Source organism: Janthinobacterium breve, from assembly GCF_051380895.1.
GTDB lineage: Bacteria > Pseudomonadota > Gammaproteobacteria > Burkholderiales > Burkholderiaceae_D > Janthinobacterium.
Window position 1 is genome coordinate 344,785 of record NZ_JBNYXY010000008.1, and the last position, 15,540, is coordinate 360,324.

The following is a 15,540-nucleotide window of genomic DNA, read 5'->3' on the forward strand; positions in this document are numbered from 1 at the left end:
CGTAACGCCGTGCGCGGCAGACAGGAGCAGCAGATGTTTGGCAGAAAAAAGAATCTGGAAGAAGACCACGCCCCCCAGGCTGACAAGCAGTATGAAAAGAAATACACGGAAGACAGCTTCTGGGACAAGGTCGTCAAGTTCGCCAGGACGGCGGGGCGCGAAGTCATCGAAAAAGCCCTGTGGCTGTATTACGCGGCCCAGCAACCGAATACCCCGCTGTGGGCCAAGACGGCCATTTATGGCGCGCTAGGCTATTTCATTTCGCCCATCGATGCGATTCCCGACATCACGCCCGTGATCGGCTATGCGGACGACCTGGCCGTGCTGGCGGCGGCCGTCGCCACGGTTGCCACCTACATCACGGCCGACGTCAAGGAACGCGCCGCCGACAAGCTGCGCGGCTGGTTCGGCGCCTAACGTTTCGGTGCATCCGACGCGCCGCTGCCACCATGGGCCAGCAGGCGCAACACGACTTCTTTCTGGAATGAACGAAACTCCTTGTCGGCGCTGACGTTGGCGAAGGCCAGCACGGCTGTCCTGCTGGCACGGTCGACGCAGACAACGGACGCGGCGCCCGGGTCGCCGCCACTGTGCGTGGCCAGCGGCTTGCCGTTGACGTCGCGCAGCAGCCAGACCAGGGCCTGGCGCACGGACGCATCGGCAGGCGCGACGGCGGCCGCTTGCGGGGCAAAAAACAATTGCAAGGTGGCATCTTGCAGGTAGCGGTGGCCATCGACCCGGCCGCCATTGCTGAAGATGGCCAGGAAACGGGCAAAGTCATGCGCCGAGCTGCGCAGCAAGCCGGCCGGCCAGTCGGGATAGCCGACGGGCGGCAGCACTTTCAGGCCAGGCTCCTTGTGCGCATACGGCTGGGCGACGATGGCGCGCCGGGGCAAGCCGGCCAGGTTCCAGGCTGTGCTGTCCATGCCCAGCGGTTCGAACAGGTGCTCGTGCGCGTAGGCGTCGAGGCCATCGGGGTTCAAGCGGCCCACCAGATAACCGAGCAGGGCGACGCCTACATTGCTGTAGCGCCATTCCGTGCCGGGCCGGGCGGCAAACGACACATCCGCGTCATACCAGGCGCCGCCGCGCGACAGATAGCCCTTGACGAAGTCGCGCAGCGGTAATCGCGGATCGCCCTGCACGGCAAACGCCGTCGTCTTTTCGTACACGGCATCGGAAATGCCCGAGGTGTGGCTGAGCAAATGGCGAAAGGTGATGGGCACGTCGGGAAACTTCGGATGCATGAGCGGGAAGTCCAGATAGGCCGCCACCTTGTCGTCGAGCTGGAAGGCTCCCTGTTCCAGCAGCATCATGATGGCCGTGGCCGTGACGAGCTTGCTGACGGAGGCGATATGGAACACCGTGTTGGCATCGGCCTTCTTGCCGGCCTGGATGTCGGCCCAGCCATAACCGCGCGCGAAGATGGTTTGCTCGCCCCGCACCACGGCCACGCTCATGCCCGGCGTTTCCGTGCGGGCCAGGCCATCGCGCATGAAGCTGTCAAATTCCGTTTCCCACGCCAGCCTGGCCGGATCGGTGGCGCAGCCCGTTTGCAGCAGGGCCAGTGAGACGCCCAGTCCCAGCACGCTTCTTCGTTTCATTGATACTCTCTTTGCTGTTTTTAATGATCTTAACAATATTTCCGCCCGCCATAGGGGCAATTGACAAATCATTGCTTTTCAGTAATGACAAAGGGGGCCGACTGGTGCTTATTTGCACCAGTTATTTGCGCCAGTAGCGTTCCAGCAGGGGTTTGACGGTCAGGCCATGCGCGACGATGGACAGGATGACGACCACGAGGGTGATGTCGGCCAGTTCGCGCGCCAGCCCGCGCGGCAAGCCATGCGCGATGGCATAGCTGAGGTAGTACAGCGAGCCGATGCCGCGCACGCCGAACCACGCGGCCAGGCCACGCAGGCGCACGCTGGTGCCCGAAGCCAGCAAGCCGAGCATCACGCTGGCCGGGCGCGCCACCAGCAGCAGGAACAGCGCCACGCTCCACGCCTGCCAGCTCCAGGCGTCGGCCGTGACGGTGCCGCCCAGCAACAGCACCAGGGTCAGTTCGGACAGGCGTTCCAGGTGTTCCTTGAAGACAAGGGATTCGCCGCTGACAGTCAGCGCTACCTCGCTGTCGTGCGGTTTGGCGGCGGACACGGCATGGGTTTCCTCCGCCTGCAGCAAGCCTTGCCGGTCTTGCGGCGCGCCTGCCAGCCGCAGTTCCGTCTGGCGCAAGGCCACGCCGGCAAAGAACACGGCCAGAAAGCCCCAGGCGTGCAACCACGTGGCCACGCCATACACGAAGGCGATCAGGCCCAGGGCCGCCAAGTCGTCCAGCATCGCGTGTTTCGGCTCCTTGGCGCGCACCTGCCAGCCCAGCCAGGCCAGCAGCGCGCCGCCGGCTACGCCCAGGGCGATGGCGGCCCCGCTGGCCCATAGCAAGTCGCGCCACAGCCAGGTGGCGCCATGCGGCCCCAGTTCATGCAGGCCCAGCAAGCCCAGGCCCAACATGACGAAGGGAAAGCCGCTGCCATCGTTCATGCCCGCTTCGCTGGTCAGCATGAAGCGCAATTGCTCGCTGTCGCCTGCATGGCGCAGCTGCACGTCGGTGGCCAGCACGGGGTCGGTGGGCGCGAGGATGGCACCCAGCAGCACGCCCGCGCCCAGGGGCAAGTCCAGCACCAGGCATGAGAAGGCCGCCACCAGGGCCACGGAGACGGTCATTGACAGCCAGGCCAGGCGCAGCGACGGAAGCCAGCGGGCCAGGCTGAAGGGCACGGGCATCTTCACGCCGGCGGAAAACAGGGAGATGAGGACGGCGATTTCCGTCAGGGTTTCCAGCAGGGGCGCCTGTTGCAGCAGGTCGAACGCAAACAGGCCGAGGAACATGGGGCCCAGCAGCAGGCCCACGCCCAGGTAGGCCATGGCCGAAGTCCATGGCAGTCGCGCGATGCGGTCGGCGCCCAGGCCGCGCGCCAGCATCAGGCAGCCGATCAGGATGAACCAGGCGGTGGTGCTCATGCGTGTCATTGTAGCGGCGTGCGGGCAGGGGCAGCGCGCCGCAGGGTTTTTTTAAGCCCTGTACAGCGACACGCTGTCGTTCTGCGCCTGCATCTCGCGCACTTCGATGGGGTCGTGCGTGGAGCGCAAGCGGGGCAGGCTGAGCGGGTAGTAGGTGGTGATGAAGGCCAGCATTTGTTCGCGCACGATGCAGCGCAGCTCGAAGGCCGTGCCCGAATCTTTCGCGCTGATCAGAAAGCGCACGCGCACGGCCCGCTCGTTCGAATCCGTCGCTTGCACGGTGCAGACCCGGCCGTCCCATTGCTTGGCAGATTCGCAGATGCGCGTCAGTTCCGCGCGCAGCGGCTCGATCGGGATGCTGAAATCGAGCCACAGAAACACTGTGCCCAGGATGTCCGAGGAGGTATGCGTCCAGTTCTCGAACGGGTTTTCGATGAACCACTGCAGCGGCACGATCAAACGGCGTTCATCCCACACGCGCACGACCACATACGTGCCCTTGATTTCCTCGACCGTGCCCCATTCGCCATTGACGATCAGCACGTCGTCGATGCGGATGGGTTGAGAGAACGCAATTTGCAGCCCTGCAATGAAATTGCCCAGCACGGGGCGGGCGGCGATACCGGCCACCAGGCCCGCCACGCCGGCCGAAGCGAGCAGGCTGGCGCCGATCTGCCGCGCGCCGGGCAAGGTCAGCAGTACGAAGGACAGGCCCAGGATGACCACGATGGCGTGCGCGCTGCGCGTCAGCACGCGGGCCTGGGTGATCCGGCGCCGCGCGCGCAGGTTGTCGGCCGCGTCGACGGGATTGATCTGGGAAATCGTGATGCTGAGCGACTCGATGCATTGCATGGCCAGCCAGGTCAGCGCGATGATCAGCGCCACGCTGGTGAGATGCGACATGGCGACCAGGCCCGGCGTGTCGTCGGGTGCGCCGGCCAGCACCATGCGCAGGCCGAAGACGATCATGCACAACTGGCTGGCGCGGAAGGCCACGCGCGCGACGTTGCTGGTGAACGGGTGGCCATAGCCCAGTTTTTTCAGCAAGCCGATGCCGGCCCGGTGCACGACGATGGCGACCAGGGTGACGAGCAGGGCGGAAACGAGCACGGTCAGCGCCGAGCGCAGCGGGCCTCCCATCAGCGAGTGAAACGTGCTGAGATCCATAGGCGAAAACTCCTTCTATATGAGTGAAATGGATGTCGGAAGCGGCTATTTTACGGGCAGATGACGTTGCGGGGACGTGCGTTGCCGTACGGATAAGACTTGGGTCAAGGTAGATACTGGTAGAAATTGCTGCGCTGCGCCATGCCACGTTGACGTTCCAATACGTAAAGCAAGCGGGCGCCGCCGTGATGGAAACATAGCCATACTTGCAATGGTTGTTCATGTCTGCAAAGGAAAACGATGATAGTACGATCACTCCGAATGTCCTTGCGCTTCATCCTGCCGCTGGCCCTGGTGCTGGGATTGTTTGCTTATATTGTGGTACCCCTGCTCGATAATATTACGCTGCGCTGGTATGTGCGCGACCTCGACAGCCGGGCGGAATTGCTCGCTGGAACCCTCCGGCCCTCGCTCACCGAATACCTGCCCGCGCAAGACGCCACCCGCATTGGCGAACTGTTCCAGGGCGCCACGCGCGACGAACGACTGATCGCCATCGGCTTTTGCGACAACGCGGGCCACCTCGTCTACCAATCCGCGCAATACCCGGCCTCCATCGGCTGCTGGAGCACGCCTTCCGCGGGCGGCCTGTACAAATCCCTGGCGCAATTGCCGCAAGGGCAAGTCCACATCAGCGAAACGCCCGTCATGCAGGACGCTACCCAGCTGGGCCGCCTGGTGCTGGTGCAGGACATGAGCTTTGTCGAGCGCCGCAATACGGATACCAAGCGTTTCATCTTTGCCTTCCTGGCCGTGCTGGCCGTGCTGATTTCCCTGATGACCGTGTTCGTCGCCCACCTGAGCTGGCGCGGCTGGCTGTCGGCCGTGAAGGATATCTTGCGGGGCGAGTTGCTGTCGAAAAGTAATGGCGCAGTGGCCGCCGCCACGGCGCCCGCCGCCGCGCCCGCACCGCCGCCGGAAATGCAGCCGCTGATCGGCGACTTGCGCGAACTGCTGCAGGAATACCACCTTGAACGCCAGGGCGACAGTGGCTGGACCTCGGAGTGGACGCCGGAAAAACTGCGCGGCTTGCTGGAAGCGGATCTTGCGGGAGATCAAGTGCTGGTGGTATCGAACCGCGAACCGTATATCCACACCAAAACGGAAGAGGGGATAGCAGTGCAGCGCCCCGCCAGCGGCCTGGTCACGGCCGTGGAAGCGGTGATGCGCGCCTGTTCCGGCACGTGGATCGCGCATGGCGCCGGTTCCGCCGACCGCGACACGGTGGATAAATTCGACCATGTGCCCGTGCCGCCCGACAATCCCAGCTATACCTTGCGCCGCGTGTGGCTGACGGAAGAGGAAGAGCAGGGATACTATTATGGCTTTGCTAATGAAGGCATGTGGCCGCTGTGCCATATCGCCCACGTGCGCCCCGTGTTCCGCTCGTCCGACTGGGAACAGTACGTCAAGGTCAACCGCCGCTTCGCCGAAGCCGTGATCGCCGAGGCAAAGACAGACAACCCCGTCGTGCTGGTGCAGGATTATCACTTCGCCTTGCTGCCGCGCATGGTGCGCGAAGCCTTGCCGAAGGCGACCATTATCACCTTCTGGCATATCCCTTGGCCGAATTCGGAATCGTTCGGCATTTGCCCGTGGCGCGAGGAAATCCTCGATGGCTTGCTGGGCAGCACGATCCTGGGCTTCCACACGCCATTCCACCGCAAGAATTTCCTGGAAACGGTGGACCGTTACCTGGAAACCCGCATCGAGCCGGAAGCGTCGACCATTTCCTATGGCGGCGAGATGACGCAGGTGGAGGATTACCCGATTTCCATCGCCTGGCCGGAAGACGACCCGGCGCAGCCCGACGTGGCCACCTGCCGCGCGCAGATCCGTGCCGAACTGGGCGTGGCGCCCGACCATTTGCTGGGCATCGGCGTGGACAGGCTCGATTACACGAAAGGCATCGTCGAGCGCTTTCAGGCCGTCGAGCGCATGCTGGAACAGCAGCCCGGCATGGTGGGCAATTTTACCTTCGTGCAAATCGCCGCCCCCAGCCGCGCTTCGCTCGATGAATATCAAAGCTTCGATGCGCGCGTGCGCAAGATGGTCGAGCGCATCAACCGCCGCTTCGGCAGCGGCGATTACGTGCCCATCCTGCTGAAAGCGGAACACCATGGACAGGACGACTTGCAGCGCTATTTCCGTGCCTCGGAAGTGTGCATGGTCACAAGCTTGCATGACGGCATGAACCTGGTGGCCAAGGAATTCATCGCCGCGCGCGATGACGAGATGGGCGTACTTGTTCTAAGTCAATTCACGGGCGCCGCGCGGGAACTGCACGAAGCGCTGATCATCAATCCCTATCACATCGAGCAGGGCGCAGACGCCCTCTACCGTGGCCTAGTGATGCCGCCCGTGGAACAGCGCGAGCGCATGAAGAGCATGCGTGCCCGCGTCAAACATTTCAATGTCTACCGCTGGGCCGGGCGCATGCTGCTGGACGCGGCCCGTTTGCGCCAGCGCGACAAGGTCATGACCAAGATCGACGCCCACAGCCGCATCAAGCGGCGCAAGGGGATTTGATGACGGACATGCCTGATGATAGCGCGGCCCTGTTGCAGCTTCTGAGCATGCCCGGCAGCGCCGTTTTTCTCGACTTCGACGGCACCCTGGTCGACCTGGCGCCCACGCCCGATGGCGTGCGCCTGGAACCGGGCGTGGTCGAAGCGCTGGCGCTGCTGGCCGAGCGCCATGGCGGCGCGCTGGCCCTCATTTCCGGGCGTCCCGTGGCGCAGATCGATGCCATGCTGGCGCCCCTGATGCTGCCGGTGGCCGGCGTGCATGGCGTGGAGCGGCGCGGCGCCGATGGCGCGCTGCAGGTGGCGGCGACGCCCGACGTGTCACCCGTGCTGGCCTGCGCCCGGGCGCTGGCGGCGATTCATCCCGGCTTGCTGGTGGAACACAAGCGGGGCGCCGTGGCCCTGCATTACCGCCTGGCGCCCGAACTCGAACATTTGTGCTTACAGGAAATGATAGCCGCCGTGCAAGCGTGCCCGGGGGTGTTGCTGTTGCATGGCAAAATGGTCCTGGAAGCCAAACCGGCCGCCACCGACAAGGGTGGCGCCATCGCCGCCTTCATGGCCGAGGCCCCATTCGCGGGCCGTCGGCCCGTGTTCGCAGGCGACGACACCACCGACGAGGCAGGCTTTGCTTTTGTACAACAAGTTGGCGGGCAGGGCGTGAAAGTGGGCCGCGGCCCCAGCGCCGCCACCCTGCGCCTGGCCAGCCCGGGCGCCTTGCGCACCGTGCTGCTGGCCGCCTCCGTATCCCCAGAAGGAGTAGATGATGACGAGTTCCCAAGAACAAGCGTATGACACGCCCAGCGGCGCTGCCACCTCGCAGGCCGCTTCCGCCACTGCGGCGGCCAGCGCGTCGGCACCCGCCACGCCCATCCAGGCTAGCCTCAACTGCGGCGTGGTGGGTAATTGCGCTTTCAACGCCCTGATCGACCAGGCAGGGCAGGTCGTCTGGTCCTGCCTGCCCCGTTTCGATGGCGATCCCGTCTTCAACCGCTTGCTGGACGACACGGAAAACGGCAGCGTGTGGGCCATCGACATTGAAAACTTCGCGCGCAGCGAGCAATTCTACGAGCCGAACACGGCCGTACTGCGCACGCGTTTGTACGACACGGAAGGGCGCGGCGTGGAAATCACGGATTTCGCGCCCCGTTTCCTCAGCCGCGACCGCATGTTCCGCCCGCTGATGCTGATCCGCCGCGTGCGCCCGCTCGATCACGCCGTGCGCATCCGCGTGCGCCTGCGCCCCCGCTACGACTGGGGCAGGCTGGCGCCGCAGATCACGCAGGGCAGCCACCACATCCGCTATGTGGGGCCGGAACAGACCTTGCGCCTGAACACGGATGTGTCGCTCAACTATGTACTGAGCGAAACGTATTTCGTGCTGGGCGGCATCGCCAACTTCCTGCTGGGCCCCGATGAAACTTTGGCAGGCGGCATCGACGAGACGGCGCGCATCTTTGAAAAGGAAACCATCAATTATTGGCGCACCTACACGCGCCGCTTGGCCGTGCCGCTGGAATGGCAGGACGTGGTCATCCGCGCCGCCATCACATTAAAACTGTCTTTATATGAAGACACGGGCGCCATCATCGCCGCCATGACCACCAGCATTCCCGAAGCGCCCGGCAGCAGCCGCAACTGGGATTACCGTTACTGCTGGCTGCGCGATGCCTTCTTTGTCGTGCGCGCCCTGAACAGCCTGTCCGAAGTGGGCACGATGGAAGAGTATTTGCGTTGGCTGACGAATATCGTGGCACGTTCGAAAGGCGGCCATATCCAGCCCCTGTACGGCATCGGCCTGGAAGAACAGTTGCCGGAATCGACGCTCGACCACTTGCCCGGCTACCGGGGCAACGGCCCCGTACGCGTGGGCAACCAGGCACAGGAACACTTCCAGCACGACGTCTACGGCAATATTGTATTGGGCGCGGCGCAGGCGTTTCTTGACCACCGCTTGTTCCACCGGGCCGGCAAGGCCGAGTTTGCCGCGCTGGAAGCCGTGGGCGACCAGGCCTTCCGCCTGCACGCGGAGCCGGACGCGGGCATGTGGGAGTTGCGCACGCGGGCCAGGGTCCACACCTCATCGATGCTGATGAGCTGGGCCGCCTGCGACCGCCTGGCGAAGGTCGCGCATAAGCTGGGTTTGCCGGACCGGGCCGACCACTGGAACAGCCGCGCCGTGCTGATCCGCGAACGCCTGCTGCGCGAAGCGTGGAGCGAGGAGCGCCAGGCCTTCGCCGAAAGCCTGGGCGGGCGCGACCTCGACGCCTCTGTCTTGCTGATGGCGGAAGTCAACTTCATCGACCCCATGGACCCCCGTTTCATCGCCACAGTCGATGCGCTGGAAGCGTCGCTGTGCGACGGTCCTTACATGCGCCGCTACGAAGCGCCCGATGACTTCGGTAAACCCGAGACCGCCTTCAACATCTGCACCTTCTGGCGCATCGACGCCCTGGCGCGCATCGGCAGGAAAGACGAGGCGCGCAAAATCTTCGAAACGATGCTGATGGCGCGCAACCACCTGGGCCTGCTGTCGGAAGACACACACCCCGTAACAGGCGAAATGTGGGGCAATTTCCCGCAGACGTATTCGATGGTGGGCTTGATCAATTGCGCGGTAAGGCTGTCGGCGCCTTGGGATAGTGCGATTTAATTGTATCGTCCTCCATTCCCGTGAGCAGTACATGCCAGTCCCTATAATGGGCGTGTTGACGTGCTTGCGGGCGTTTTAGCGTCAGGTCATAACAATCGTTGGCGCGCCGGCAAACGAAACGCCGAATGGCATCCACACAGATGAATACGAAATATCGAAATGACGACCATAAGCGAAATTTTAGCGACAATAAATGAGAGTATTTTTTTTGAGACTATTTTTCAGAAAGATACTGACTGGGATGCTGCATTGTGCGCCAGGGACTCTTTTGAGTTTGATGGCGCATGGTGTGCCAGCTACGAAAAAGTGACCTCATCTTGTCCACCCGAAGGCGCCCTGGTGAAGGAGATCAGGGAGATCGCATTCAAGAAAGTGTATCAAATCACTGAAAATTCCGACCTTGCTGGATATGTGTCGGACGACATGGGCTTGATTGCGCAGGCATGTCACAATAAAGTCGAGATCGACTTTATCGACAATCTCTGGAAAACCTATATGCGCGGAGAATTTCCAACTTGAGCTGATACTGCCCAGTTGAAGATTGCAAGTGGCCTCGTTTTCCATATGCCCCAGCATCGCAGCGCGGCGCTCCTGTGTCACCGTTTCGACGTGCGACTCCATTTCAGCTACCAGTCGCGCGCTCGCCACGCCCATACAACCGGCACTCCGCCGCCAGCGCCAGCAAATTCGGATCGCGCTCGCGGCTGCTCAGCATCAGCAGGGTGATTTGCTGGTGCGAGCCGTAGCGCGCGTCCAGGGGGAGCAGTTCGATGCGCGAGCTGAAGGCGCGCACGCGGCCCGGCAGCAGGCTGTAGCCTATGCCGCCGCTGACCAGGTTGATCAGCGAGAAGATGTCGCCCACGCGCATGGCCGTGTCGGGCAGGAAACCCGCCAGTTCAAAGGCGTGGTTGAAGCTTTGCGAGGTGACGAAACCCTCGTTGAGCGTGACGAATTTGTCATTGCGCAGCTGCTGCAAGTCCACAGATGCCGCCCCCGCATAGGGCGAACCGAGTGGCGCGGCCAGGTAGACGTCGTCCTGGAACAGGGGCACCGCCACCAGTCCGGCATGCTGTTCGTCTTCCTGCACGCCGATGATGATGGCGTCCAGCCGGCCATCGGCCAGGCTTTGCAGCAGGTCGCGGTTCGAGCCCAGGGTCAGGTCGATGTCCAGGCCCGGCCGGCGTAGCTTCAGGGCGATCACCAACTGCGGGATGCAGTGCAGGGTCAAGGAATACAGCGAACCGATTTTCAGGCGCACGGGGTTGATGCCCGACATTTCGCGCACCTTGCGCACGCCTTCCTCGCATTCGGCCAGCGCGCGCCGGGCCGATTCGGCAAAGGTGTAGGCCGCATGCAAAGGGATCAGGCTGCGCCCCTCGCGCTTGAACAGGGGGCAGCGCAAGCCGTCTTCCAGCGAGTGCAGGGCGCGGTGCACGCTGACCGTGCTCTGCCCCAGCGCATCGGCCACGCGCGCCAGGTTGTTCAATTCCATAAAGCTGAGAAATACTTCCAGCTTTTTCAGGGTAATTTCTTCGTTGATGGCCATGGCTAGCCTCTTTCATGGAGGTTCATTAACTTCAGAGTAATGAACATGGTAGCAGGTTGATTGTCGCGGTGACGCTTTCGTTCTATCGTCAGGCTTCGATAGCTCATCCGGAGGCATGATGTCAACCGCCACAGCAGCGCCAGCGCAGCGGCAAAAACAATGGGACACGCGGCGCACCGAGAAACGCCGCCGCCTCGACGCCGTGCGCCACTACGCGAACGGTCCCGTGCTGCAACAGGGCGACATGGTCGCCGTGCTCGAAGCCTTGCTCGCGCCGGGCGACCGCGTTGTTCTTGAAGGCAATAACCAGAAGCAGGCCGATTTCCTCGCCCGCATGTTGACCCAGGTCAATCCCGACAAGATCCACCATCTGCACCTGATCATGCCCAGCGTCAGCCTGCCCGAGCACCTGGACCTGTTCGAGCGGGGCATCGCCCGCAAGCTCGATTTTTCCTTTGCCGGCACGCAAAGCCTGCGCATCGCCCAGTTCCTGCAGGATGGCTTGCTGGAAGTGGGCGCCATCCATACCTATATCGAGTTGTATGCGCGCCTGTTTGTCGACCTGACGCCCAACGTCGTCATGGTGGCCGGCTACATGGCCGACCGCCAGGGCAATCTGTACACGGGCCCCAGCACGGAAGACACGCCCACTTTGGTGGAATCGGCGGCCTTCCGCGACGGTATCGTCATCGCCCAGGTGAACCAGATCGTTGACGACGTCAGCGACCTGCCCAGGGTTGACGTGCCCGGCTCGTGGGTCGACTTCGTGGTGCAGTCCGACAAGCCGTTCTTCATCGAGCCCTTGTTTACCCGCGACCCGCGCGTGATCAAGCCCGTGCATGTGCTGATGGCCATGATGGCGATCCGCGGCGTGTATGAAAAACACCAGGTGCAGTCGCTCAATCACGGCATCGGCTTCAATACTGCCGCCATCGAGCTGATTTTGCCCACCTATGGCGAGCAGCTGGGCTTGAAGGGCAAGATTTGCCGCAACTGGGTGCTCAACCCCCATCCCACCCTGATCCCTGCCATCGAAACGGGCTGGGTCGAGAGCGTGCACTGCTTCGGCGCGGAGCTGGGCATGGAAGGCTATGCGGCCGCGCGGCCCGACGTGTTTTTTACGGGCCGCGATGGCTCCATGCGCTCGAACCGCGCCCTGTGCCAGCTGGCCGGCCAGTACGCGGTCGACCTGTTCATCGGCGCCACCCTGCAGATGGATGGCCTGGGCAACTCGTCCACCGTGACGAATGGCCGCCTGGCCGGCTTTGGCGGCGCGCCCAACATGGGCCACGACCCGCATGGCCGGCGCCACCCGACGCCCGCCTGGCTGGACCTGATCGAGACGGACGACCCGCTGGTGCGCGGCAAGAAGCTGGTGGTGCAGATGGTCGAGACGTTCCAGGATGGCGGCCAACCGACGATCGTCGAATCGCTCGATGCCGTGGCCGTGGGCCAGGCCAGCGGCATGCCGCTGGCGCCCGTGATGATTTATGGCGACGACGTCACCCACGTGCTGACGGAAGAGGGCATCGCCTACCTGTACAAGGCCCGTTCGCTCGACGAGCGCAAGGCCATGCTGGCGGCGGTCGCCGGCGTCACGCCCATCGGCCTGCGCCACGACCCGAAAACCACGGCAAAACTGCGCGCCGATGGCCTGATCGCGCTGCCCGAGGATATCGGCGTGCAGCGCGGCGCCGCCAGCCGCTCGCTGCTGGCGGCAAAAAGCATCGCCGACCTGGTCGAATGGTCCGACGGCCTGTACCAACCCCCCGCCAAATTCAGGAGCTGGTAATGACGACGATGACAATGATGCCGGTGCGGGAACGCTGCGCCGCGCTGGCGCAGCAAGTGTTGCAGGCGCTGCTCGACGAAGTGACGTTGACGCCGAAACCGGGCCTGGTCGATTTGCGCAGCCGTGGCGCCCACGCGGACTTGAACTGGGCCCTGATGTGTCATTCGGCTTGCGCGCTGCAGCCCGTGTTTGCGGCAATGGCGCAAGCAGGTTTGGAAAGCGACGATGACGACGGCCTGCGACAGCGCATCGGCGCCATTGGCCGCGATGGCGAAGCGCTGATGCTGACAGCCACGGGCGGCGTAAACACGCACCGGGGCGCCATCTGGGCGCTGGGCTTGCTGGTGACGGCGGCGGCGCAGCAGGGCGCGCGAGGCGCATCGTTGGCGCCGCAAGCCGTGGCGGCGCGGGCCGGCGCGCTGGCGCGTTTGCAGGACCGCAGTGCGCCTGTCGCCACCGGCAACAAGGGCGAACTGGCGTGCCGCCAGTATCGGGTCGATGGCGCACGGGGCCAGGCCCGCGCCGGTTTTCCCCTGGTGACGGGCGCCGGATTGCCGGCTTTGCACGCCTCGCGGGCGCGCGGCGACAACGAGACGACGGCGCGCCTGAATGCCTTGCTGGCGATTATCAGCCAACTGGACGACACCTGCGTGCTGTCGCGCGGCGGCGAGACGGCCCTGCTGGCGCTGCAAACGGGGGCGGCGCGGGTGCAGGCGGCCGGCGGCGCAGCCACGGCCGAGGGATCGCAGGCGCTGCTGGCGCTGGAAGCGGTGGCGCTGGCGCGTGGCGTGTCGCCGGGTGGCGCGGCCGATCTCCTGGCGGCGACCCTGTTCCTGGATCGATTGACAGAAGGAGAAGCGCATGGAAACGCGTAATTACGAATTTGCCGGTGGGCCGGCGGCGACAGGGCGCGCCCTGGCCGGCGTGGTGGGTTCGGGCGACCTGGAAGTGTTGCTGCAGCCGCACGACGATGGTGTGATCCGTATCGTGGTCAACACCTCCGTCGACGGCAAGGGCGCCGTCTGGGATGCGCTCCTGCAGCGCGTATTCGGCGGCGAACCGCTGCCGGCGGCCAGCATCGTCATCAACGACTGCGGCGCCACGCCAGGCGTGGTGCGCATGCGCATCGAGCAGGCTTACGAAGAATTGCAAGCGGGGAGGGCGGCATGAGCACATTACAAGAACTGCTGGAGCGCGACAGCTTCATCGAACGGGGCGCGCGCAGCCGGGCCAAGGCTTTGCTGGACGCGGGCAGCATGCGCGAATTGCTCGACCCGTTCTGCGGCATCGCTTCCCCCTGGCTGCCGCGGCAGGGCGTGACGGCCCAGTTTGATGACGGCGTGGTGGTGGCCAAGGGCTTGTTCGACGGCCAGCCGGCCGTGGTGCTGGCCATCGAAGGTGCCTACCAGGGCGGCAGCATGGGCGAGGTTGGGGGCGCGAAGATCGCCGGCGCGCTGGAACTGGCGGCGCGCGACAACCGCCAGGGCGTGCCGACGCGCGCCGTGATCCTGTTCGAGACGGGCGGCGTGCGCCTGCAGGAAGCCAACCTGGGTCTGGCGGCCATCGCCGACATCCATGCCGCCATCGTCGACCTGCGCCGCTACCAGCCCGTGATTGGCATCACGGCCGGCACGGTCGGCTGCTACGGCGGCATGTCGATCGCGGCGGGCCTGTGCAGCTATCTGGTGGTCACGCGCGAGGCGCGCCTGGGTCTCAATGGCCCGGCCGTGATCGAGCAGGAGGCGGGCGTGGACGAATTCGACTCGCGCAACAAGCCGTTCATCTGGAGCCTGACGGGCGGCGAGCAGCGCTTCCACAGCGGCCTGGCCGACGCCTATGTGGCAGACGACACGGCGCAGATGCGCGCCACCGTGGCCGCATTGTTCCGGCGCGGCGTGCCGGCGCAGCACCGCAGCGATCTGGCGCAAGGCTTTCTGGCCCGCCTGGCCGACGTCGACGCGACCGTGCAAGCCACGCCGGACGCCGTGCGTTTGATCTACAGCAAAGGAGTAGCAGCATGAAGGCCATCACCGATACCAGTCGCGGCGCCATCTGGCTGGCGGCCCTGAGTGACAGCACTGCGCCGCTGGAAGGCTACCCCGTTTCCGTGCGCGTGGTGGACGCGCCGCTGGCGGGCGAGCCAGCGCGTTACCTGGCCGTGCTGCCCGACCCGGACAACCGTTTTACGCGCGCCCGCACGGGTGAAATCGGCCTGGTCGAAGCGTGGCAGCTGGCGCGCGCCGTGCAGCAGGTGCTTATTGAGGACCACGCGCTGGCCGTCAAACGTCCCATCGTCGCCGTCATCGACGTGGCCAGCCAGGCGTATGGCCGGCGCGAAGAGGCTTACGGCATCCACCAGGCGCTGGCCGGCGCGGCAGGGGCCTATGCCGAGGCGCGCCTGGCAGGCCATCCCGTGATTGGCCTGATCGTCGGCAAGGCCATGTCGGGCGCTTTTCTCGCGCACGGCTACCAGGCCAACCGCCTGATCGCCCTGGACGATCCGCAAGTGATGGTGCATGCCATGGGCAAGGCGTCGGCCGCCCGCATCACCTTGCGCACGGTGGAGGCACTGGAAGCGCTGGCCGAGACCATCGCGCCCATGGCTTACGACATCAGGAACTACGCCACCCTGGGGCTGCTGTGGCAAACCTTGCAGGTGGCGCAGCCGGATGCGCCGTCGGAGCTTGATCTGGCACAGGTGCGCGCCAGCCTGCAGGCGGCGCTGGCCGACATCCGCGCCGACCCGCTGACGGACCTTTCCAGCCGGCTGGGTGCGCCGCACCGCCAGGCCTCGGCAAAAGTAAGGGAGGTGCTGGGACAGCAGTGGTAGGTGAAA

14 protein-coding genes are annotated in these 15,540 nt (G+C 64.5%); 10 read left to right on the top strand and 4 right to left on the bottom strand.

Going from position 1 to position 15,540, the window contains the following annotated elements; translation table 11 throughout:
* Nucleotides 1-33: 33 nt before the first annotated feature.
* Entirely contained in the window at nt 34-417 is a 384-nt protein-coding gene (locus tag ACQ4W0_RS18010) for a YkvA family protein (RefSeq protein WP_436577977.1), read from the top strand.
* Here ACQ4W0_RS18010 and ACQ4W0_RS18015 read toward each other — a convergent pair.
* The 3 genes from ACQ4W0_RS18015 to ACQ4W0_RS18025 form a co-directional block, all read right to left on the bottom strand.
* Complete coding sequence (locus ACQ4W0_RS18015; protein WP_436577978.1) at nt 414-1,604, bottom strand: serine hydrolase domain-containing protein; 1,191 nt, start codon at nt 1,602-1,604, stop codon at nt 414-416. The two genes, ACQ4W0_RS18010 and ACQ4W0_RS18015, sit on opposite strands and share 4 nt — an antisense overlap.
* 121 nt (nt 1,605-1,725) lie before the next feature.
* On the bottom strand, nt 1,726-3,021 hold the full coding sequence (locus tag ACQ4W0_RS18020) for a cation:proton antiporter (RefSeq protein ID WP_436577979.1): 1,296 nt from the start codon (nt 3,019-3,021) through the stop codon (nt 1,726-1,728).
* Nucleotides 3,022-3,072: 51 nt separating this feature from the next.
* Complete coding sequence (locus ACQ4W0_RS18025) at nt 3,073-4,188, bottom strand: mechanosensitive ion channel family protein (RefSeq protein WP_436577980.1); 1,116 nt, start codon at nt 4,186-4,188, stop codon at nt 3,073-3,075.
* A gap of 261 nt (nt 4,189-4,449) precedes the next feature.
* Here ACQ4W0_RS18025 and ACQ4W0_RS18030 point away from each other — a divergent pair, with 261 nt between their 5' ends.
* The 4 genes from ACQ4W0_RS18030 (at nt 4,450) to ACQ4W0_RS18045 (ending at nt 9,885) form a co-directional block, all read left to right on the top strand.
* Entirely contained in the window at nt 4,450-6,717 is a 2,268-nt protein-coding gene (locus tag ACQ4W0_RS18030; protein WP_436577981.1) for an alpha,alpha-trehalose-phosphate synthase (UDP-forming), read from the top strand.
* Nucleotides 6,717-7,508 carry a trehalose-phosphatase gene (otsB, locus tag ACQ4W0_RS18035; protein ID WP_436577982.1) on the top strand — a complete coding sequence of 264 codons (792 nt, stop codon included), beginning with the start codon at nt 6,717-6,719 and terminating at the stop codon, nt 7,506-7,508. The genes ACQ4W0_RS18030 and otsB overlap by 1 nt, the downstream gene beginning before the upstream one ends.
* Nucleotides 7,480-9,366, top strand: a complete 1,887-nt coding sequence (locus tag ACQ4W0_RS18040) for a glycoside hydrolase family 15 protein (RefSeq protein WP_436577983.1) — start codon at nt 7,480-7,482, stop codon at nt 9,364-9,366. The genes otsB and ACQ4W0_RS18040 overlap by 29 nt, the downstream gene beginning before the upstream one ends.
* A gap of 159 nt (nt 9,367-9,525) precedes the next feature.
* The gene (locus ACQ4W0_RS18045; protein WP_436577984.1) at nt 9,526-9,885 is read left to right on the top strand and encodes an immunity protein PIM1 family protein; all 360 of its coding nucleotides are present in this window, start codon (nt 9,526-9,528) and stop codon (nt 9,883-9,885) included.
* 103 nt (nt 9,886-9,988) lie between these two features.
* Here the strand turns inward: ACQ4W0_RS18045 and ACQ4W0_RS18050 are convergent, their stop codons facing one another.
* Complete coding sequence (locus tag ACQ4W0_RS18050) at nt 9,989-10,912, bottom strand: LysR family transcriptional regulator (RefSeq protein ID WP_436577985.1); 924 nt, start codon at nt 10,910-10,912, stop codon at nt 9,989-9,991.
* 115 nt (nt 10,913-11,027) lie between these two features.
* Here ACQ4W0_RS18050 and mdcA point away from each other — a divergent pair, with 115 nt between their 5' ends.
* The 5 genes from mdcA to mdcE are packed head-to-tail and all read left to right on the top strand — an operon-like array spanning nt 11,028 to nt 15,534.
* Nucleotides 11,028-12,704, top strand: a complete 1,677-nt coding sequence (gene mdcA, locus ACQ4W0_RS18055; RefSeq protein ID WP_436577986.1) for a malonate decarboxylase subunit alpha — start codon at nt 11,028-11,030, stop codon at nt 12,702-12,704.
* On the top strand, nt 12,704-13,579 hold the full coding sequence (locus tag ACQ4W0_RS18060) for a triphosphoribosyl-dephospho-CoA synthase (protein WP_436577987.1): 876 nt from the start codon (nt 12,704-12,706) through the stop codon (nt 13,577-13,579). Before mdcA ends, ACQ4W0_RS18060 begins: the two co-directional genes overlap by 1 nt.
* The gene (locus ACQ4W0_RS18065) at nt 13,566-13,874 is read left to right on the top strand and encodes a malonate decarboxylase subunit delta (RefSeq protein WP_436577988.1); all 309 of its coding nucleotides are present in this window, start codon (nt 13,566-13,568) and stop codon (nt 13,872-13,874) included. Before ACQ4W0_RS18060 ends, ACQ4W0_RS18065 begins: the two co-directional genes overlap by 14 nt.
* Complete coding sequence (locus ACQ4W0_RS18070) at nt 13,871-14,725, top strand: biotin-independent malonate decarboxylase subunit beta (protein ID WP_436577989.1); 855 nt, start codon at nt 13,871-13,873, stop codon at nt 14,723-14,725. The genes ACQ4W0_RS18065 and ACQ4W0_RS18070 overlap by 4 nt, the downstream gene beginning before the upstream one ends.
* Nucleotides 14,722-15,534 (top strand): biotin-independent malonate decarboxylase subunit gamma, encoded by an 813-nt coding sequence (gene mdcE / locus ACQ4W0_RS18075; protein WP_436577990.1) that lies wholly within the window; start codon nt 14,722-14,724, stop codon nt 15,532-15,534. Before ACQ4W0_RS18070 ends, mdcE begins: the two co-directional genes overlap by 4 nt.
* The last annotated feature ends 6 nt before the right edge of the window (nt 15,535-15,540 follow it).